Source organism: Parafrankia elaeagni (assembly GCF_000374165.1).
Lineage (GTDB): Bacteria > Actinomycetota > Actinomycetes > Frankiales > Frankiaceae > Parafrankia > Parafrankia elaeagni.
In genome coordinates, this window is the sequence record NZ_KB893794.1 from 48114 (window position 1) to 67634 (window position 19521).

The window sequence follows — 19521 nt, forward strand, 5'->3', positions numbered from 1 at the left end:
GGTCGACCACACGTGCAGGTAATGCGCCCCTGCCCGACCGGTGACCGCAGATCGGCGGTCTGGCCGGACTACGCCACGTGGTGTGACCGGCCTAGCCACGCGGAGCGCTGGACCAGCCACGCCGTGCCTGTACGTGAACAACTGCTCGGTACGTCGATCCTGCTCTGGTGACAGGACAAAGGCTACGACGTCGTAGCCTGCCTGGCCGCGCCGGGGTGCCGGTACGGATGGCCGGTGCGGAAGCATTGTGTTTCAGGGCGTCAGGAAGTGGTGTTTAGGCGGGTAAGCGGGCGGCGTTTTTGCCTGCTCCGCGTGCGGCAATTCCCGTTCATGTGAAGTGACCTGCGACACCTCCTTCGGCTCGAGAAGGTGCGACTGTGTCGTTAACCGTCACGCGAGGGCCGGGTTGTGTCATCACGGGCCCGGCCTGCGACGACAGCTGGCGGGCCGCGGCGACGACCACTGCCCCGTGCCGCCGCCCCGGCGACCGGGTGAGCCGCTCGACCGGGCCGGACAGGGAGATCGCCGCCACGACGCCCGCGGGACCGAACACCGGCGCGGAGACCGAGGCGAGACCGGGCTCCCGCTCGCCGACGCTCTCCGCCCAACCGCGCCGGCGAACCCGGGCCAACGCCTCGGCCGTGAACGCCGTGTGCGCTGGCAGCCCGGACTCGGACTCGGGCCCGGACCCGGGCCCGGTGGCGTCGGTGAAGGCGAGCAGTACCTGGGCTCCGGAGCCGGCGGTCATCGGCAGGGCGGCGCCGACCGGCACCGTGTCCCGCAGGCCGGCGGAGCGCTCCGCGGCGGCGACGCACACGCGGACCGGGCCGCGTCGGACGTACAGCTGGGTGCTCTCGCCGGTGTCGTCCCGCAGCGCGGTGAGAACCCGCCCGGCCGCGTCGAGCATCTCCCAGGGCAGCGCGGCGGGGCTGCCCGCCGCCAGCCGCGGGCCGGGCACGAACCGGCCCGCCGCGTCGCGGGCGAGCAGGCGGTGTGTCTCCAGCGCGCTGGCGAGCCGGTGGGCGGTGGCCCGGGTCAGCCCGGTGCGGGCGACCAGTTCGCCGAGGCCGGCCGGGCCGTGCTCGACGGCGCTCAGCACAAGGGCGGCCTTGTCCAGGACGCCGACGCCGCTACTATGTTCCATAGTCTGATACTGCCATCCCAAACCTTGGGACGCAGCCATTCGGGCGGCGCAGCCGTTCGGGCGGCGCAGCCGTTCGGGGTGGCAGTCCTGTGACGACACCGATGTTCGAACCGCATGTCCGACTGCGTGGGCCCGGCCCGCGCGAGAGAGGGAGTGGGGCCAATGGGGCGCACACTCGCGGAGAAGGTCTGGGACGCGCACGTCGTCCGCCGTGCCGACGGGGAACCTGACCTGCTCTACATCGATCTGCACCTCGTGCACGAGGTGACCTCGCCACAGGCGTTCGAGGCGCTGCGGCTGGCCGGGCGCCCGGTCCGCCGCCCCGACCTGACCCTCGCCACCGAGGACCACAACGTGCCCACGGCGGACACCCTGCTGCCGATCGCGGACCCGGTGTCGCGGGCCCAGGTGGAGGCTCTGCGCAAGAACTGCGCAGAGTTCGGCGTCCGGCTGTTCCCGATGAACGACCCGGGCCAGGGGATCGTGCACGTCGTCGGCCCGCAGCTCGGCCTGTCCGAGCCGGGCATGACGATCGTCTGCGGCGACAGCCACACGTCGACGCACGGCGCCTTCGGCGCGCTGGCGTTCGGCATCGGCACCAGCCAGGTGGAGCATGTGCTGGCCACCCAGACCCTGCCGCAGCGCCGGCCGAAGACGATGGCTGTCACGGTGCAGGGCGAGCTGCCGCCCGGCGTGACCGCCAAGGACCTCATTCTCGCCGTGATCGCCCGGATCGGCACCGGCGGCGGGGCCGGCTATGTCATCGAGTACCGCGGCGAGGCCGTCCGCGCGCTGTCGATGGAGGGCCGGATGACGGTCTGCAACATGTCCATCGAGGCCGGTGCCCGGGCCGGCATGATCGCACCGGACGAGACGACCTTCGAGTACCTGAAGGGGCGCCCGAACGCACCGACCGGCGCCGAGTGGGACGCCGCCGTGGCCTACTGGCGGACCCTGGCCACCGACGCCGACGCGGTGTTCGACCACGAGGTGGTCATCGACGGGCCCAGCCTGAGCCCGTACGTCACATGGGGGACCAACCCCGGCCAGGCTGCTCCGCTGAGCTCGGCCGTGCCCGACCCGGCCGGCTATGTCGACCCCGCGGCCCGCGCCTCGGTGGAGCGCGCGCTGGCCTACATGGATCTGACCCCCGGCGCGCCGTTGACCGACGTCGCCGTCGACACGGTCTTCATCGGCTCCTGCACCAACGGCCGGCTCTCCGACCTGCGGGCCGCCGCCGACGTCCTGCGCGGGCGGCAGGTGGCCGACGGCCTGCGGGTCCTTGTCGTCCCGGGATCGATGGAGGTCAAGGCCCAGGCCGAGGCGGAGGGCCTCGACGAGGTGTTCCGCGCCTCCGGGGCGGACTGGCGCAGCGCCGGCTGCTCGATGTGCCTGGGCATGAACCCGGACACCCTGCGCCCCGGGGAGCGCAGCGCGTCGACGTCCAACCGCAACTTCGAGGGCCGGCAGGGCCCGGGTGGGCGCACGCATCTGGTCTCTCCGGCGGTCGCCGCCGCCACCGCGGTCACGGGTCGCCTCACCGCGCCCGCCGACCTGTAACGCGGCCGGCGGCCGCGGCCGAAACCGACTCCGCTCCACGACCTGCCCCGGAGACCCTCTCCCGGGGGCTCTCCGGGACCTTCTCCCCGGGACCTTCTCCCACGACGCCGAAGGGAACGTGCCCTCGATGGAGGCGTTCACCATCCACACCGGTCGGGCGGTGCCGCTGCGGCGCAGCGACGTCGACACCGACCAGATCATCCCGAGCGAGTGGCTCAAGCGCATCGAGCGGACCGGCTTCGGGGCCGGGCTGTTCTCCGAATGGCGGGCCGACCCCTCGTTCGTGCTGAACGACCCGGCTCACGCCGGGGCGTCGATCCTGCTCGCCGGGCCCGACTTCGGCACCGGCTCCTCCCGTGAGCACGCCGTCTGGGCCCTGCAGGACTACGGCTTCCGCGCGGTGCTCTCACCCCGCTTCGCCGACATCTTCCGCGGCAACGCGCTCGGCAACGGCCTGCTTCCGGTCGTGCTGCCGGCGGACGTCGTCGAGGCGCTGACGGCCGCCGTGGAGGCCGACCCGGCCACGGAGATCACCGTCGATCTGGAGGCGCGGGAGGTCCGCGGCGCCGGCCAGGTCGTCGGCTTCGATCTTGACGACTTCACCCGCTGGCGGCTGATGGAAGGTCTCGACGACGTCGGCCTGACGCTGCGGCACGAGGACCGCATCACCGTCTTCGAGGCGGAGCGGCCGGCCTGGCTGCCGACCACCGCCTGAGCCGGACGGGACCTGTGCCGGGCCGGGGTGACCTGGCCCGGCACAGGGCTTTTCGGGCTACTGGGAGCCGGCCCGGGGGTGCCGCGGCGATGTTGCGTTGATCACATCACCGGCCATCGGGCGCACGCGCCCAGGGGGGTGGTGCACCCGTTCGGGCCGCCCCGTCTCGCAGTGGTCGCCGCGATGCTGAGTGTGATCTCACATCCGCGTGGGGTAGTGCCCCGGTGTGTTGGGGTAAGGACGCCTCTCGGCCGGCGTCTGCGGGCTATCAATTCGTGACTTTCGGCTCGAATCGCCATCGGACAAAAGTTACTCAAGGTGACGAAGTTGCAGGATGCGACGGGCTCGTCGAACAGTGCGCAAGCGGTAGCCACTCGACGCGAACCCGCTGACGTGCGGGTTTGTGTGACGCGACACGCTCATGGGAATTGCCCTCGACAGTGGAGATGCCTACGGTGCAGCGCAGTGTGATGCCCGATCTGCTCCCCACCCCGTCAAGCGCGGGGGCGTCCGGAGGTTGTTGTGAACAAGTCCCAGTTGGTTGACCGCATCGCTCAGCAGATCGAGGGCGGGCGGGCGAACGCCACCAAGGCCGTCGACGCGGTGTTCGACGCGATCCAGGAAGCCGTGGCCGGCGGCGAGAAGGTCACGATCACCGGTTTCGGTGTGTTCGAGCGCGTGGAGCGTGCCGCCCGCACCGGCCGCAACCCCGCGACCGGCGAGCCCGTGCACGTCGCCGCGTCCGTGGTGCCGAAGTTCCGTCCCGGTTCGGAGTTCAAGGCCAGCGTCTCGACGAGCAGCGACTGAAACCGACGCCGCGGCCGTGCCCTCGCGCGGCCGCGTTCCGGCGCGGCCCTGGGCCGAACAGGCCGTGCCGGGACGCGCCGGCGCGAGGAGCGGCTCGGTGGCGGTGGCGGGCGGACCCTGCCGGCGGGTCAGCGGTGGCCGCGCTCGTGTGCCTGGCCCATGAGGTCCTGCTGGTAGTCCGCCAGGCGCGCGTCATCCGGACCGGTCGTGTGCCGCTCCCAGCGCCCGTCGGCTGCGAGGACCCAGGCGGAGACGCCGTCGGAGAAGGCGCGGTCGAGCATCCCGCGCACCGTGGCCTGGCGTTCGGCGTGCGGAACCCGCACGAGCGCCTCGATCCGCCGGTCGAGGTTGCGGTGCATCATGTCGGCGCTGCCGATCCAGTGCTCACCGGCCGAGGCGAACTCCAGGACCCTGCTGTGCTCCAGGAACCGTCCGAGGATCGATCGGACATGCACCGTCTCGGAGAGTCCGGGGACCCCCGGCCGTAGCGAGCAGATCCCGCGGACCAGGCAGTGGACCGGCACTCCGGCCATCGAGGCCCGGTACAGCGCGTCGATGATCTTCTCGTCGACCAGGCTGTTGACCTTGATTCGGATTCCGCACTCGCGGCCCTCGCGGGCGGCCTCGGCCTCGGCCTCGATGCGCTCGATGATCCCGTCCCGCATGTGCTGCGGCGCGACGAGCAGCGACCGGTACTCCGTCTGGCGGCTGTACCCGGTCAGGACGTTGAACAGGTCGGTCAGGTCGGCGCCGACGTCCGGCGCGGCGGTGAGCAGGCCCAGGTCCTCGTAGAGCCGCGCGGTCTTCGGGTTGTAGTTCCCGGTGCCGACATGGCAGTAGCGGCGCAGGCCACCGCGTTCCTGGCGCACCACGAGGCAGATCTTGCAGTGTGTCTTGAGACCGATCAGGCCGTAGACGACATGGCATCCCGCCCGTTCGAGCTCGCGGGCCCAGCGGATGTTGGCGCTCTCGTCGAACCGCGCCTTGATCTCGACCAGGACGACCACCTGCTTGCCGGCCTCGGCCGCGGCGACCAGCGCGTCGACGATCGGCGAGTCGCCGGACGTCCGGTACAGCGTCTGCTTGATGGCCAGGACGTGCGGGTCGGCCGCCGCCTGCTCGATGAACCGCTGTACCGAGGTCGTGAACGAGTCGTACGGATGGTGCACGAGGACGTCGGCCTCGCGCAGCACGCTGAAGAAGTCGGACGGCTCGCCCTCGTCGTTGAGCAGCCGGGGATGGGTGACGGGCACCCGCGGGGCGTCCTTGAGCTCCGGGCGGTCGAGATCGTAGAGAGCCCACAGCACGGACATGTCCAGCGGGCCGCGTACCCGGTGGACCTCGCGGTCGGTGACCTCCAGCTCGCGCATCAGCAGGCTGAGAAGGTCCTCGTCGATGTCGGCGTCGACCTCGAGGCGCACGGCGGGCCCGAAACGGCGCCGTGCCAGCTCGCGTTCCAGCGCCTGCAGCAGATCCTCGGCCTCGTCCTCCTCGACCTCCAGGTCCGCGTTGCGGGTGACCCGGAACAGGTGCGAGTCGACTACCTCCATACCCGGGAAAAGCTGCCCGAGATGGGCCGCGATGACCTCCTCGAGCGGCACGAAGCAGGCGGCGGAGTCGTCCTGCGCGGGCCGGAGCATCTCCCCGCCGGGGCGTTCGCCCGCCGGCTCGTCGGGGCCCACCCGGATCAGCCGCGGAACGTTCTGCGGAACCTTCACCCGGGCGAAGCGTTCGGATGCCCCGCCGGGCGCACGGACGGCGACGGCGAGGTTCAGGGACAGGCCGCTGATGTACGGAAACGGATGGGCGGGATCGACGGCCAGCGGCGTCAGCACCGGGAAGATCTGTTCGTGGAAGTAGTTCCGCAGCCCCTCCCGCTGTGACGGCCCGAGCTGATGCCACAGCTTGATCGTGATGCCCGCATGCGCGAGCGACGGCGCGACCTCGTCGGTGAAGCAGCGGGAGTGCCGCGCGGTCAGCTCGGCGGTCGTGCGGCTGATCAGGTCGAGCTGCTCACGGGCGGTCAGCCCGTCCGCGGAGCGGACCGCGAGCCGTGTCGCGTCCCGGCGCATCAGTCCGGCCACCCGCACCATGTAGAACTCGTCCAGGTTGCTGGCGAAGATGGCCAGGAACTTGGCCCGTTCCAGCAGTGGAGTGGCGACGTCCTCGGCGAGTGCGAGGACACGGGAGTTGAAATCAAGCCAGGACTTCTCCCGGTTGATGTACCGGTCCGGCGGAAGATCCGACGGGGCCGGCGCCCGAGGTGCCTCCAGGGGCTCCAGCAGCGCACTCCGCGCTTTTCGTTGCGGCTGGTCCGGCCGGGTCGCAACGAGGTCGCTCATGGTTGCTCATGCTGCCAGCTTCGGATGAACTCGGCAGCCGCGATGTGTGACGAAGTGAGGTTTTCGTGCGGATGAGGCGTGTCGTCCGGGCAGTGATGATGTTCCGTGTTGGCGTTGTCCGGTGACACGGCGGAACCGGCACGGTTTCCGTTAACGGGCGGGAAACAGGACCGGGCGACGATCGAGGGCGTGGCGCGAGCATCCGAGGCGGTCGCGGCGGGGGATGCCGCCCCCGAACCAGGTGATCTCGACAGCGCCGAGCAGGTCACCTACCGGGTTCGCCAGCGGTTCCGCTACACCTACGACGGCCTCGCGACGGACCTGGAACACCGCCTCATAGCCGTGCCGCCGCCCCGCCACGGCGGGCAGTTGCGGCGCTCCGTCGACCTGCGGGTCTCCGCCCCGGACGCCCGGACGACCTGGGCTCGTGGGCCCGACGGCCTCCAGATCGCCACCGTCAGCGTCGACGTGGTCCCACCGACGCTGGACTTCGACATCACCCTCGTGGTGGAACGGTTCGCGGGCCTCGGCTGGCCCGAGCTGCCCGCGTCCGTGCTGAGCAGCCGGCGGCTGCTCGCCCCCACCCCGCTCACGACACCCACCACCACCATGATCGACGCGGCCCGCTCGCTGGCCGGCGGCGACCCGGTGGCCACGGCCCGCCGCGTCTGCGGCTGGGTGCACCAGCGGATCGAGTACGTCTCGGGCAGCACGGATGTGGGTACGACCGCCGCCCAGGCTCTCACCGGCGGCCGCGGGGTCTGCCAGGACCAGGCTCACGTCATGATCGCGATGTGCCGGGCAGTCGGGATCCCTGCCCGCTACGTCTCGGGGCACATGCTCGGTGAGGGTGCCTCGCACGCCTGGGTGGAGGTCGTGGTGCCGGCCGGCATCCTCCGGGCGGGAGGAGTGGGTCCGCTGGGAGCCTGGGCCGACGCCTCGCCGGTGCCGGTGTCCGGGCCGGCGGCGGTGACGCCCGGTGGGGCGGCCGCGGCGGCGGTGGCGTTCGACCCCTGCCATGACCGGGTCGCGGACCTTCGCTACGTCACGGTCGCGGTCGGCCGGGACTATCACGACGTCGCCCCCACCTCGGGCCGCTACGTCGGCGCGGGCCGCGGCGTCCTCACCGCGACCCAGCGGGTGGACGTCCTCGAGGTGCGTCGGCGGGGCGGGGGTGCGTCGGGGACGGGCTGGTGACGGGCAGCTCGTCAGCCGGTTCGCGCACCTCTCGTTCGGGCGTCCGATCTGGATGTCTGCAGGCGATGTCCGATCTGGGGGTCCCCAGCTCCGTGACCTGGGGTGAAGGCGGACCGACGCGCCGCGCGCACCACAGGTGGACACTCTTTGTGTTTGGCCGATCACAAGATACGGTGACGCGTGGGGCTCTCCGCCGAGCTGGTGTCTCAGCGTCGAATGGTCGACCACGCATGGGATGTCCTGGTTCGCGGGAGTACTTCGACGAGCGTGCCGCGGCCGGCTGCCGCGGTCAGTGACCCCTCGCAGTGGCCGGATCACCTCCGAGGTGCCGGCCCGCGACGCGCCGTCAGCCCCGACCAGCCGCCATGACCTCCGCCGCAGCTGGCCGACCCTGCCCGGCCGGCGTGCGCGGGGGAGCCTGCCCGAGGCCGGGCGACTGGCCGGGCGACTGGCCGGACAGCCGGTCGGGCCACCGGATCGCAGGGGAGGAGGGCGGGCGTGCCGCTGTTGCTCGACGGTGTCGCGATCGCGGCAGGTCTGGCCGCCGCGGCGGGCTGCGTCTGGACGGGCCGCCGGCTCGGACGGGCCCGCGGCCGATGGCTGATCTGGGTCGCGGCCGCCCTTGTCGCCTGGGCCGCCGGCCAGTCGGCCTGGGTCATCGACGGGCGGGACGGCCAGCGCCCTCACCGGCCCACCCCCGCCGACGCCGGCTATCTGACCATGCCGGTGCTTGCCCTGGCCGCGCTCGCGGCCGCGCCGACCGCCCGACCGCGCCGACCGCCCGACCAGCCGGATCTGCCCCCGCTGCCCGCCGGGCCTCCCGGCGATGGTGGCCGCGGTGACGGTGGCGGCGGCTTCACCGCCGCCACCGCCCGCTCCGCCCCCGCTGCCCCCAACGTTCTCGGCGCACTGACACCAGGATCCGGCGGCGGTGCCGGGGGGCTGGCGGACCGGTTTCTGCTGGCCTGCTCGGTGATCCTCGTCGGCTGGGCGCTGGGCATCCGCCCGGCACTGCGGACCACGGCGCAGGACGGGTGGGAACGCGCCGTCGCGCTCGGCTACCCGACCGGCGCCATGCTGCTGGTACTCGCGTCCTTCCACGCGTCCGCCCTGCGCCGGCTCACCGACCGGATCCGGATTCTCGCCGCGGCCGTCGGGCTGGTTCTGATCGCCGCGTCGACGTCGCTGCTGCGGGGCACCCCCGGGCCGGCCGCCCCCCCGGCCCTCCTCGGGGTCGTGCCGATCGCCGGGTGCGCGTTCATCCTCATCGCCACCCGCCGCCCGGCTGTCACGAAGGTGGCCGAGCGGCGGGCGTTCCTGGCCGTCCCCACGCTGCTGGCCGGCGCCGCGGCCGCGGTGGTCCTCACCGGCGTCGTCAGCGGCCACCGTCTCGACGGCGTCGAGGCCGGGCTGGCGGCCGCCCTGGTCGCCGGCATGGTCGCGGACCGGCTGGCCGCCGCCCGCACGGGGCGGCGGCTGGTGCTGCGTGTCGACGCCGCCGAGCGGGAGCTGCACCACCGGGCGTTCCACGACCCGCTCACCGAGCTGGCCAACCGGGCGCTGTTCCACCACCGGCTGCGCGGTGCCCTGACCGACAGCCGGCGCTCCGGCGCTCCGGCCCCGGGCGCCGACATCGCCGTCCTCTACTGCGACCTGGACGACTTCAGCGTCCTCAACGACAGCCTCGGGCCTGCTGCCGGCGACCACCTGCTGCGCACCGTCGCGCATCGGCTGCGGCACTGTGTGCGGACGTCCGACCTGGTCGCCCGGGTCGGCGCGGACGAGTTCGCCGTGCTGCTCGCCGGCGGCGGCGAGTCGCCCGAGGTGGTAGGCGAGCGGGTGCTGGCCGCGTTGCGCCATCCGGTGTCGGTCGGCGGTCGCCAGCGGTCGATCCGCGCGAGTGTGGGGCTCGCCGTGGCCCGGCGCAGCCACGAGACGGGGGAGTCGCTGCTGCGGCACGCCGAGACGGCCGTGCAGGTGGCGAAGTGCTCGGGTAAGGACCGCCTGGTGACCTACCGGCCGGGGATGACCTCGCCCGACGCGGGTGCGCATCTGGCGGACGCGCTGGCCACGGCGCTGCGCCGGGGCGGGAGGTCCGCCGGCTTCGACGTCCACTACCAGCCGATCGTCAGGCTGCGCGACGGGCGTCCGGTCGCGCTCGAGGCACTTGCCCGGTGGACGGATCCGGGCCGCGGGCCGGTCTCACCCGGCACGTTCGTCGCCGCGGCGGAAAGCGGCGGCATGGTCGGGCTCCTCGACGACCTGGTGCTCACCCGGGCCTGCACCGAGGTCGCCCTGGCCTACCCGAGCGGCTCCCGGCTGCGCCTGCACGTGAACGTGTCGGCCAGCCGCATCACCGACATCCGGCTGCGCGACAGCGTCGCCCGGGTGCTCGCGGCGAGCCGGCTCGACCCACGGCGGCTCGTGGTCGAGGTCACCGAGACCAGCCGGATCACCGACCTCGGCGCCGCGGTGGACGTCCTGTCGGAGGTGCGCAGCCTCGGCGTCAGGATCGCACTGGACGACATGGGCTCCGGCAACACCAACCTGGCGGTGCTGCACCGGCTGCCGGTGGACGTCGTCAAGCTGGACCGCACGCTCATCGAGGCGCCCATGGACGGAAGCCGCTCCGCGAACCTGCGGCGGTCGATGATCGACGTCGCCCACTCGCTCGGCGCGGTCGTGATCGCCGAGGGCATCGAACGCGAGGCGCAGCTGGTGGAGCTCGACCGGCTCGGCTGCGAGCTCGGCCAGGGGTTCCTCTTCGCCCGGCCGGGTCCGCTGGCCGGCCTGGCCCGCATCGACGAGAACACCGCCGGGGCCGGAGCCGGGGGCGATGGCAGGGCCGGGGGCGATGGCAGGGCGGACGAGCCTCAGCGGTGGCGACGGCCATCCTGATGGCGGACGGTCCGGATCCGGCGTCCGCCGGCGCACGGTTGCCGGGGGATCAGGCCGAACACGGTGGCGGCCGAGCCCGACCCGGCCCGGTTCACCGTGCCGCCGGCGAGCACCCAGGCCCCCGCCGCCGGCAGATCCTGAAGGTTCGTCAGGTTCTCCAGGGAAATGCGATGTTCATGGAAGAGTTCCCGGGAGACCACGAAGGTGGTGTCCAGGCCCGGATCGGGTCCGAAGGTGTCCGAACCGAGCGCCCCGCGCCGACCGAGCCGTCCCGTCCCGATCAGCCAGCGGGCCGCCTCAGGGCTGAAACCGGGCTGGTGCATCCGGCCCTGCCCGTCCAGGTTCGGGTAGGCCGCGGTTCCCCAGCGGTCCGACCACCCGGTCCAGGCGATGACCGCGGCACCGGCCGGGATGCGCCCGTGCCGACGCTCGAAGGCCACCAGGTCGGCCGTGCTCACCTGGTAGTCCTGGTTCGCGGCGACGGCGGCGCGGACATCGATCCGTACCGCGGGAAGGAAGAGATCGGCGGGGCACAGCTCGTCGGCGAGGGCGCCGCCGGGCTCGAAGTGGCCGGGCGCCCCCCAGTGCGTCCCGGTGTGCTCTCCGCGGGACACCCGCTGGAGGTAGTAGCCGTCGCGCTCGATCGTCGCCGCCGTCGTCAGGGTGAACTCCGGATCTCCCGGGAACAGCGGCGTCACCGCGGGGTCGTGCACGTGGGCGAGGCTCACCACCCGCAGCGCGCCGAGGCCACCTGGCCGGCCCGGGACATCCCTCACGCCGCGCTGCGGGGCGACGGGGCGGCCGCGAGGACCCTGCTGGTGGCCGGGCCCAGCCCGAGCGCCCGGGCCACCGCGAGGTCGGCGATCGTGTCGACGTCACGGCGCAGGCCTGGCACCTGGTCGGTGAGCAGCAGGGTGAGGTCGACCGCGCCGGAATCCCGGTGTGCGGCGAAGCTGCCGGGGCCGAACCTCGGATGCAGGTCGGTGCCGGCGGCGGCGCTGAGCAGGACGGTGCCCGTACCAACCGCGTCGGCCAGCACGCCGTGGCCGGCCGCGGGCGCGGCGGCGAGGGCCCGCCGCACCTGCTGCGGGCGAAGCGCCGGAAGATCCGCGGACAGCGCGGCGGTGCCCCAGCCCGGGTACAGGACGCGGGCGAGTGCCGCCGCGTGCGCGAACGCCGGGTTCAGCCCGCCCCGAGGCTCGTCCGTGGTCACCAGCAGGCGCTCGGCGAGCCCCCGCGCCCGGGCCAGGGCGGTCAGCGCGTCCCGGGCCGCGCGGTCGTCGGTGACGACGATCAGCGCGCCCACCGCGTCGCTCCCGGCGTCCAGGACGGCGGCGGCGGTGTCCAGCGCCATCGCCAGTGCCAGCGAGCGGCGCGCCGGATGGTCCAGCCTGGACTTGGCGGCTCCGAGCGGCTTCAGCGGCACCAGCGCGACCCAGGGCGGCGTGCTCTCGGCGGGCTGCACAGCGCCGACGATAGGACATCCCGGCCCTCGCGGGCCCGGCCTTGGGCGTCCCCGGCGGTGCTGGTGGAGCCGCTGCAGGTCAGCGGCTCCACCAGCACCGGGGCCGGTGCCTGTGGTGTGCCGTGCGCATGTCGTGCCATGGCGGGACGAAGGCGAACTCGACAGCGTTCCCGGCACTGAGCGAGACTGCGCGTTCATGAGACGACCGTGGCACGGAGGTTTCTGGATCGCGTTCGCCGCGGCCGTCATCCGGCCGCTGTCGTGGCTGTTGACTCGCCGGCGCTGGTCGGGCCAGGAGAACATCCCCGGGTCGGGGGGCGTCATCCTGGTCGCGAACCACCTCTCGACAGTGGACCCACCCCTGCTCGCGCACTATGTGTACGCCACCGGGCGTAATCCCCGGTTCATGGCGACGAGCGATCTGTGGGAGGTTCCGATCCTGCGCCATGTGCTGGCCGGCGCCGGCCAGATCCCGGTACACCGCCGGGATCCCAACGCCCAGGAGGCGTTGCGCGACGCGATCGCGGCGCTGTGGGCCGGGCGGGCCCTGGTCATCTATCCCGAGGGTGGGATCACCACCGATCCGGACTACTGGCCGAGGCCGGCGCGCACCGGCGTGGCGAGGCTCGCCCTCGCGACCGGGGCACCGGTGGTTCCGGTGGCCCAGTGGGGCGCCCAGCGCATCTGGGGGCGGGAGCGCCGGCTGCGGCTGTTCGCCCGCCCCGAGATCCGGATCCATGCCGGTCCGCCGGTCGACCTCGCCCGTTTCGCCGCGCGGGCGGAACCGCTGCTCAGGCCGACCGTGGCGACCGACGGCGAGCAGCCGGCTGGTGGCGAGCACGGGTTCGGCGGCGAGCAGGAATCCGGCGGCGAGTACGGGTCCGGCGGACTGGCGCCGCTGTTGCGCGAGGTGACCGAGGCGGTGATGGCCGGCCTGACCGCGGAACTGGAGCGGATCCGCGGTGCCGCGAGGCCGGCCGTGATGCCCCGGCCGGGCCAGGAGGCCATCCCACCCCTGCAGGTGGCTCCGGCCGACGCCGCGGCCGGTGCAGCCGCGGCCGGTACAGCCGCAGCCGGTACAGAGGCCGGCACCGCGTCCGGTACCGGGTCGGACGCTGGGTCGACGGCCCGCCCCGGAGGCGGCGGGTGAGGCGCGCGGCAGTGCTCACGGCCGGCTCCTGGGGCACCGTGTTCGCCAAGGTGCTCGGGGACGCCGGTGCCCGGGTCACACTGGTCGCCCGTGACCAGGAGATCGCGGACGCGATCAACGCCCGTCACGTGAACCCCCGGTACCTCGCGAACGTCCGGCTGCCCGACCTCGTCCGTGCCACGGTCCGTCCCGAGCAGGCACTGCCCGGTGCCGACCTGGTGGTGCTGGCGGTGCCGTCGCACGCGCTGCGGGCCTGCCTGACCGACTGGGCGCCGCTGGTGGGCTCCCAGGCCGTCTACGTCAGCCTGATGAAGGGGATCGAGGCCGGCAGCAGCCGGCGGATGAGCGAGGTGATCGCGCAGACCGCCGGGGTCGGGCCGGAGCGCATCGCGGTCGTCAGCGGGCCGAACCTGGCTCGCGAGATCGCGGCCGAACATCCCGCCGCCACCGTGATCGCCAGCGCCTCGACGTCCACTGCGCACGCTGTGCAGGCTGCCTGCTGGACGCCCTACCTACGGCCTTACACCAACGGTGACGTCGTCGGATGCGAGCTCGGCGGGGCGGTGAAGAACGTCATCGCGCTCGCTGCCGGGATGCTGGAAGGCATGGGTTTCGGCACCAACAGCCAGGCCTCGCTGATCACCCGCGGGCTGGCCGAGACCACCCGGCTCGGCGCCGCGCTGGGCGCCGAGCCGATGACGTTCGCCGGGTTGGCCGGGCTCGGTGACCTGGTGGCCACCTGTGGCTCCCCACTGTCGCGGAACCGGACGTTCGGCGAGAAGCTGGGCCGTGGCATGACCCTGGACCAGGTGCTCGCGCAGCAGCGCCAGGTCGCCGAGGGGGTCAGCTCCTGCCGGCCGCTGCTCGCCCTGGCCGAGCGCCTCGGCGTGTCGATGCCCATCACCCGGCAGGTCGAGCGGGTGCTTTACGAGGGCCTGCCGCCGCTGGAGGCGGTCAAGGACCTGATGAGCCGCGAGCCCGGCCCGGAGTACCGCACCCCCTGACCGCGGGAGAGTCGGCCGGCGGCGCTCAGCCGGCCGCGGCGCCCGGGGCCGTCGCCGGGGCCGTCGCCGCCGCCGGGGCCGCGGCGGCATCCGACGCGGGGGCGCCCGCCGGTCGGGTCTCGATCAGCGCACCGATCGACCGGAGCTTGCCGACCGGGTCCTCGTAGCCGCGTTCCAGGAAACGAGTGCCGCGGATCAGGCTGGACCCCTCCGCGATGAGCGCGGCCATCACATAGGCGAAGCCGGCCCGCAGGTCGGGAATCTCCAGGTCCGTGCCGCGCAACGGGGTGGGCCCGCTGACGACGGCCGAGTGCTCGAAGTCGCGGGAGGCGAACCGGCATCCCTTGCTGCCGAGGCAGATCGTCGACAGCGCGATGCCCGCGCCCATCTCGTTGAGCTGGCGGGTGTAGCCGAACCGGTCCTCGTAGATCGTCTCGTGGATCACCGACACGCCCTTGGCCTGGGTGAGCAGGACCGTCAGCGGCTGCTGCCAGTCGGTCATGTAACCCGGGTGGACATCGGTCTGGACGTGGGTCGCGGTGAGCTCGCGCGCCCGCCGGAACGTCAGGCCGTGCGGGCTGACCTCGAACTCGCCGCCGAGCCGGCGCAGGTGGTTGAGGAAGGTGGCGACATGCTCCTGGCGGGCACCGACGACGTCCACCCGGCCGTTCGTCGCGACCGCCGCCGCGGCGAACGAGGCGACCTCGATCCGGTCGGGGATCGGCGCGTGCGTCGCTCCGTGCAGGGCCTCGACGCCCTGTACGACGATCGTGCGGTCGACCTCGACGTCGACCAGCGCGCCCATCTGCTGCAGGAACAGGATGAGGTCGATGATCTCGGGCTCCACTGCGGCGTTGGAGATCACCGTGGTGCCCTTGGCGCGGACGGCCGCGAGCAACAGGTTCTCGGTCGCCCCGACGCTCGGGAACGGCAGCGTCACGTGCGCCCCGTGCAGACCCAGCGTCTTGACCTCGACCGAGCGCAGCTGCTCAGTGATCTCGGCGCCCATCGCGCGCAGCCCGCGCAGGTGGAAGTCGACCGGGCGCTTGCCGATCCGGCACCCTCCGGGCAGGGGGACGACCGCCTCGCCGACCCGGTGCAGCAGCGGGCCCATCATCAGGATGGGGATCCGGTTGACCCCGGAGTAGGCCTCCGCGAGCGACGCGTCGACGATTCGCGGCGTCGCGACCCGCACCGTGTGCGCGTCCAGCCATTCGACCTGGGTGCCCAGCTCGGCGAGCATGCCGAGCACGACGTCCACCTCGACGATGCGCGGCACCTTGGTCAGGGTGCACGGCTCGGGAGTGAGCAGGGTGGCGACGAGCAGCTTCGTGACCGAGTTCTTCGCCCCGGAGACCTCGACGGACCCGGTCAGTGGCGCGCCACCGACGATCGTGTACCAGTGCTGGTCAGCGCCCGGGGGAGTGATCATGCCGGTACTGGTTTCCCTCACGGGCTGCCTCCACGACGGTGGGTCGATTGCGCCAGGGTTTGAGATGCGTCACATCGCATGGTGCGTCCGGGCCCGCTGTGCGAGCGCTCCAGCTGTGGCCGGGGAGATTCAATCAGACGCCCGGATCGGCTCCGCGAGGCCCACGGGTGCGCCTGCTGGACGTCGATTCGAAAATATGTTCGAATCTCGCGGTGTGGGAACATCAGCTGCCGTCAACGGCAGGCCGGCGGGTCCGTCGAGTGTCGGGTCAGTCGAGCGTCGGGCCAGATGTGCGGGTCAGGCGTGCCGGGTCAGGTGTGCATGGTCCACCGGGCCTATGCCGGCGCCCAGGGGAAACCCCGCGGCGATCGCACCGGTCACGTATCTCTTGGCGGCCCGCACCGCCGTCGGGACATCGGCCCCGTGCGCCAGGTGGGCGGCGATGGCGGAGGCGAGGGTGCAACCCGTGCCATGGGTGTGAAGGCACTGCAACCGAGTCGAGCGTAGCCAGACGTCGCACGAGCCGTCGGTGAGCAGGTCCACGGCGTCGCCGGCCAGGTGACCGCCCTTGACCAGGGCCCAGGTGGGGCCGAAGGCGAGCAGAGCCTCGGCGGCTCGGCGCATCGTGGCCTCGCTGTGAACATCCACGCCGGTCAGCAGGCGCACCTCGTCCAGGTTCGGTGTGACGACGGTGGCGTGGGGAAGGAGTTCGGAGCGAACCACCTCCACCGCGTCGGCAGCCAGCAGCGGGTCACCGTGCTTGGAGACGCCGACCGGGTCGACGACGCTGGGCACCCCGAGTGTGGCCAGCTCGCGTGCCACGGTCTCGACGAGCGCCGCGGACGAGAGCATGCCCGTCTTGACGGCGTCCAGGCCGATGTCGTCGGCGACGGCGCGGATCTGGGCGCGTACCGCCTCGGGTGGCAGGTCCCAGACGCCATGCACGCCCACGGAGTTCTGTGCGGTGACCGACACAACTGCGCTCATCCCGTGCACGCCGAGTGCGAGCATCGTCTTCAGGTCCGCCTGGATGCCGGCGCCGCCACCGGAATCAGAGCCGGCGACGGTCAGCACCCGCGGCGGGGCGGGCACCCGCCGTACTGATGGGGTCATGCGTGGGGATCCTCACAGTGCGGGTGGGAGCGGGGGTGAGAGGCCGCCAAAGGCCGAGTTCATCGCCGGTGGGGCGCGGTTCCTCCGCGTCAGTCGGGCGATCAGAGCAAATTCCTCGCCTCAGACCCTCTCATCCGGCCCGTTTGCCTGTTACCTTCTGTCAGCCCGTGTCTGCTCGACGGGCTGTCGACGTCCGACGAGGGAGCGTCTGTGGTACACGCGTATATCCTTATCCAGACCGAGGTCGGCAAGTCGGCATCGGTGGCCAAGGAGATCGAGCAGATCCCGGGGGTCACCCAGGCCGAAGATGTGACCGGCCCGTACGACGTCATTGTGCGTGCACAGGCGTCAAGCGTCGATGACCTGGGCAAGCTCGTGATGTCCCGGGTCCAGGCCGTGGACGGCATCACCCGCACCCTGACCTGTCCGGTGGTCCACTTCTGAGGGCGGGCTACTGAGCGTAACCACGGGAGGCGACGGCGTCGTGCGCCGGTGTGGGTCGCTGGGGCAGCGCGGGGTGCGAGGCGAAGGAGCCGGCGCGCGGCGGAGGGGACGGTCGTTGTCGTCCCGCCTTGCCGGTTTCGCCTGTCTCGCGGCGGCGTCGCTCACCGCCTGTGGTGGGCCTGGCCCGGTGTCGATCACCGGAGTGCCCATCCCGGCGGCTGAGGACCAGGCTGCCTGTTCGGCGCTGGCGGGCGCCCTGCCCGGCTCGCTGGGCAAGGGTCTCGAACGCCGAGAGGTGGAGCCTCCCGTTGCCACGGCGGCCGCGTTCGGCCCGGATCCGGTCGTTCTCACCTGCGGTGCCTCGGGTGTCGCGGCCGGGTACCAGCCGACCTCGCTGCTCTCCGAGGTCGACGGGGTCGGCTGGTTCTCGGAGGACCTCGGTGACCGGATCCGGTACTCGACCCCGACCAGAGCGCCCCAGGTCGTCGTCACCCTGCCGGCGGACCGGCAGGCCTTCGAGGTCCTGGTGGCGCTGGCTGCCCCCGTCAGCGCGCACACCCGCGCCACCACCGCCTGACCAGCTGGGCTGCCCCTGCCTGCCCGTGCCCCTGCCCGGGCTGGCCATGGTCTCTGCTCCTGCCACGCCGGCGGCACGCGTGGTCAGCGCAGACCAGCGCCGTCACGCAGGGCCAGCTGGATGAGACGGTCCACCAGTGGCCCGTAGTCGAGGCCACTGGCCGCCCACATCCGCGGGAACATCGACATCGGGGTGAACCCCGGCATCGTGTTCACCTCGTTGAGGACGATCTGCCCGGCAGCGGTGACGAACATGTCCACCCGGGCCAGCCCCGCGCAGTCGAGCGCCTCGAACGCGGCGACAGCCGTCGCACGCACCCGTTCGGTCAGCGCGGCCGGCAGGGTGGCAGGCACGTCGAAGCGGGCCCCGTCGGAGACGTACTTCGCCTCGAAGTCGTAGAAGCCGGCGGACGACGTCACCATGATCTCGGCCGGTGCGCTGGCCTCCGGGCCCGAACCGTCCAGGCGGTCCAGCACACCGCACTCGATCTCCCGGCCCACGACCGCCGCCTCGACGAGCACCTTGGGATCGCTGGCGCGGGCCGCTTTCAGCGCGGTGTCCAGGTCGGCCCAGGCGTCGACCCGGCTGATCCCGATGCTGGAGCCCCCGCGCGCGGGCTTGACGAAGACCGGCAGCCCGAGCCGGTCTCGGTCCTCCTCGGTGAGGCGCTGTTCCGGCCGCAGCACGCTGTAGGGCCCGACCGGAAGCCCGGCGCCGGCCAGGATGCGCTTCATGTGGTGCTTGTCCATGGCCGCGGCGCTCGCGAACACGCCGGAGCCGACATAGGGCAGCCCGCTCATCTCCAGCAGGCCCTGAATGGTGCCGTCCTCGCCGAACGGTCCGTGCAGGAGCGGGAAGACAACGTCGACGGGACCCAGGTCCCGCAGGGTGGCGACCGGATCACGAACCAGCAGGCGGGCGGTGGTCGGGTCGGGCGGAAGAGTCACGCCCAGACCGGCCGCCGCGTCGACGGCGGGGAGGTCGGCACCCGCCGCGGTGAGGGTGGGGCTGTCGTCGGGCACGACGACCCAGCGGCCCTCGGTGTCGATACCGACCGGGATCACGTCATAACGGGACCGGTCCAGAGCCCGCAGGACTCCGCCGGCCGACACGCACGAGATCGCGTGCTCCGTACTGCGCCCGCCGAACAGAAGAACGAGCCGAGTCCTGCGCGTGGAGGCTCCCATGCCGGGACAGTAGCCGATGACTGCCTGCCCGGCGCTACGGGGCCCCGTGCGACTGGCCGGGGTTTCACCAGCCCGGGAGGACGCCCTCAGAGGGCTCCTGGGCCCCGGCTGGCCAGCCGATCAGGCTGACCGGTGCGGGTCAGCCGCGGCTGACCTTGCCCGCCTTCAGGCAGGACGTGCACACGTTGAGACGCTTGGGCGTCCGGCCGACCATGGCACGGACGGTCTGGATGTTGGGGTTCCAGCGACGGCGGGTGCGCCGGTGGGAGTGGGAGACCGACATGCCGAAGCCCGGCCCCTTGCCGCAGACGTCACACACCGAAGACACGAGAACACTCCGTCAATAGCGATTGGGTCAATAGCGATGGCCGGGAACCGCCGGCCGCTCTAGCCTGTAGTCGACTGCGAGGCTACCCTAGCAACGCCCAATCACGACGGGCCGGCCCGCGCGGGCCGATGCCCTGTGCCGCTCCGAGCCCGGCGGAT

General features: G+C 72.6%; 17 protein-coding genes. 9 read left to right on the top strand and 8 right to left on the bottom strand.

The genetic code is table 11. From position 1 onward, the window contains the following. Positions 1 to 328: 328 nt before the first annotated feature. Complete coding sequence (locus tag B207_RS0130895) at positions 329 to 1144, bottom strand: IclR family transcriptional regulator (protein WP_018640562.1); 816 nt, start codon at positions 1142 to 1144, stop codon at positions 329 to 331. Between the two features lie 162 nt (positions 1145 to 1306). Between B207_RS0130895 and leuC the strand changes: the two genes are divergently transcribed. The 3 genes from leuC (at position 1307) to B207_RS0130910 (ending at position 4226) form a co-directional block, all read left to right on the top strand. Continuing rightward, on the top strand, positions 1307 to 2704 hold the full coding sequence (leuC, locus tag B207_RS0130900) for a 3-isopropylmalate dehydratase large subunit (protein ID WP_018640564.1): 1398 nt from the start codon (positions 1307 to 1309) through the stop codon (positions 2702 to 2704). 127 nt (positions 2705 to 2831) lie between these two features. Further along, complete coding sequence (gene leuD, locus B207_RS0130905) at positions 2832 to 3419, top strand: 3-isopropylmalate dehydratase small subunit (RefSeq protein WP_018640565.1); 588 nt, start codon at positions 2832 to 2834, stop codon at positions 3417 to 3419. Between the two features lie 522 nt (positions 3420 to 3941). After that, positions 3942 to 4226, top strand: coding sequence for an HU family DNA-binding protein (locus B207_RS0130910; RefSeq protein ID WP_018640566.1), 285 nt, complete (start codon positions 3942 to 3944; stop codon positions 4224 to 4226). Between the two features lie 128 nt (positions 4227 to 4354). On the opposite strand, the gene B207_RS0130915 is transcribed toward B207_RS0130910, so the two are convergent. After that, a complete protein-coding gene (locus B207_RS0130915; protein WP_018640567.1) occupies positions 4355 to 6568 on the bottom strand; it encodes an RNA degradosome polyphosphate kinase in 2214 nt (737 codons plus the stop codon). A 189-nt stretch (positions 6569 to 6757) separates the two neighbouring features. On the opposite strand from B207_RS0130915, the gene B207_RS0130920 reads away from it, so the two are divergent. Further along, positions 6758 to 7765: a transglutaminase family protein gene (locus B207_RS0130920; RefSeq protein WP_018640568.1), complete on the top strand. Its 1008-nt coding sequence runs from the start codon at positions 6758 to 6760 to the stop codon at positions 7763 to 7765. A 498-nt stretch (positions 7766 to 8263) separates the two neighbouring features. Then, the gene (locus B207_RS0130925; RefSeq protein WP_018640569.1) at positions 8264 to 10663 is read left to right on the top strand and encodes a putative bifunctional diguanylate cyclase/phosphodiesterase; all 2400 of its coding nucleotides are present in this window, start codon (positions 8264 to 8266) and stop codon (positions 10661 to 10663) included. On the opposite strand, the gene B207_RS0130930 is transcribed toward B207_RS0130925, so the two are convergent. Continuing rightward, positions 10639 to 11439 carry a cyclase family protein gene (locus B207_RS0130930; RefSeq protein ID WP_026311623.1) on the bottom strand — a complete coding sequence of 267 codons (801 nt, stop codon included), beginning with the start codon at positions 11437 to 11439 and terminating at the stop codon, positions 10639 to 10641. The two genes, B207_RS0130925 and B207_RS0130930, sit on opposite strands and share 25 nt — an antisense overlap. After that, the gene (cofC, locus tag B207_RS0130935; protein WP_018640571.1) at positions 11436 to 12128 is read right to left on the bottom strand and encodes a 2-phospho-L-lactate guanylyltransferase; all 693 of its coding nucleotides are present in this window, start codon (positions 12126 to 12128) and stop codon (positions 11436 to 11438) included. Before cofC ends, B207_RS0130930 begins: the two co-directional genes overlap by 4 nt. Before the next feature lie 196 nt (positions 12129 to 12324). Between cofC and B207_RS36480 the strand changes: the two genes are divergently transcribed. Both B207_RS36480 and B207_RS0130945 read left to right on the top strand, forming a co-directional pair. Continuing rightward, entirely contained in the window at positions 12325 to 13278 is a 954-nt protein-coding gene (locus B207_RS36480) for a lysophospholipid acyltransferase family protein (protein WP_154675743.1), read from the top strand. Further along, positions 13275 to 14282 (top strand): NAD(P)H-dependent glycerol-3-phosphate dehydrogenase, encoded by a 1008-nt coding sequence (locus tag B207_RS0130945; protein WP_026311624.1) that lies wholly within the window; start codon positions 13275 to 13277, stop codon positions 14280 to 14282. Before B207_RS36480 ends, B207_RS0130945 begins: the two co-directional genes overlap by 4 nt. A 25-nt stretch (positions 14283 to 14307) precedes the next feature. Here B207_RS0130945 and murA read toward each other — a convergent pair whose 3' ends face one another. Then, entirely contained in the window at positions 14308 to 15714 is a 1407-nt protein-coding gene (gene murA, locus B207_RS0130950) for a UDP-N-acetylglucosamine 1-carboxyvinyltransferase (protein WP_018640574.1), read from the bottom strand. 297 nt (positions 15715 to 16011) lie between these two features. Next, entirely contained in the window at positions 16012 to 16827 is an 816-nt protein-coding gene (thiD, locus tag B207_RS0130955) for a bifunctional hydroxymethylpyrimidine kinase/phosphomethylpyrimidine kinase (protein ID WP_026311625.1), read from the bottom strand. 210 nt (positions 16828 to 17037) lie between these two features. Here thiD and B207_RS0130960 point away from each other — a divergent pair, with 210 nt between their 5' ends. Beyond that, complete coding sequence (locus B207_RS0130960) at positions 17038 to 17271, top strand: Lrp/AsnC family transcriptional regulator (RefSeq protein WP_018640576.1); 234 nt, start codon at positions 17038 to 17040, stop codon at positions 17269 to 17271. Between the two features lie 115 nt (positions 17272 to 17386). After that, positions 17387 to 17848 (top strand): DUF3515 family protein, encoded by a 462-nt coding sequence (locus tag B207_RS0130965; protein WP_084692403.1) that lies wholly within the window; start codon positions 17387 to 17389, stop codon positions 17846 to 17848. 83 nt (positions 17849 to 17931) lie between these two features. Here the strand turns inward: B207_RS0130965 and B207_RS0130970 are convergent, their stop codons facing one another. Both B207_RS0130970 and rpmB read right to left on the bottom strand, forming a co-directional pair. Further along, positions 17932 to 19035: a D-alanine--D-alanine ligase family protein gene (locus tag B207_RS0130970; protein WP_026311626.1), complete on the bottom strand. Its 1104-nt coding sequence runs from the start codon at positions 19033 to 19035 to the stop codon at positions 17932 to 17934. A 139-nt stretch (positions 19036 to 19174) separates the two neighbouring features. Continuing rightward, the gene (rpmB, locus tag B207_RS0130975; protein ID WP_026311627.1) at positions 19175 to 19363 is read right to left on the bottom strand and encodes a 50S ribosomal protein L28; all 189 of its coding nucleotides are present in this window, start codon (positions 19361 to 19363) and stop codon (positions 19175 to 19177) included. Positions 19364 to 19521 lie beyond the last annotated feature (158 nt).

Bases quoted from the DNA above. Each gene is read 5' to 3' on its own strand.
- B207_RS0130895 (WP_018640562.1), bottom strand. From the start codon at position 1,144: ATGGAACATAGTAGCGGCGTCGGCGTCCTGGACAAGGCCGCCCTTGTG.
- leuC (WP_018640564.1), top strand. From the start codon at position 1,307: ATGGGGCGCACACTCGCGGAGAAGGTCTGGGACGCGCACGTCGTCCGC.
- leuD (WP_018640565.1), top strand. From the start codon at position 2,832: ATGGAGGCGTTCACCATCCACACCGGTCGGGCGGTGCCGCTGCGGCGC.
- B207_RS0130915 (WP_018640567.1), bottom strand. From the start codon at position 6,568: ATGAGCGACCTCGTTGCGACCCGGCCGGACCAGCCGCAACGAAAAGCG.
- B207_RS36480 (WP_154675743.1), top strand. From the start codon at position 12,325: ATGAGACGACCGTGGCACGGAGGTTTCTGGATCGCGTTCGCCGCGGCC.
- murA (WP_018640574.1), bottom strand. From the start codon at position 15,714: ATGATCACTCCCCCGGGCGCTGACCAGCACTGGTACACGATCGTCGGT.
- thiD (WP_026311625.1), bottom strand. From the start codon at position 16,827: ATGACCCCATCAGTACGGCGGGTGCCCGCCCCGCCGCGGGTGCTGACC.
- B207_RS0130970 (WP_026311626.1), bottom strand. From the start codon at position 19,035: ATGGGAGCCTCCACGCGCAGGACTCGGCTCGTTCTTCTGTTCGGCGGG.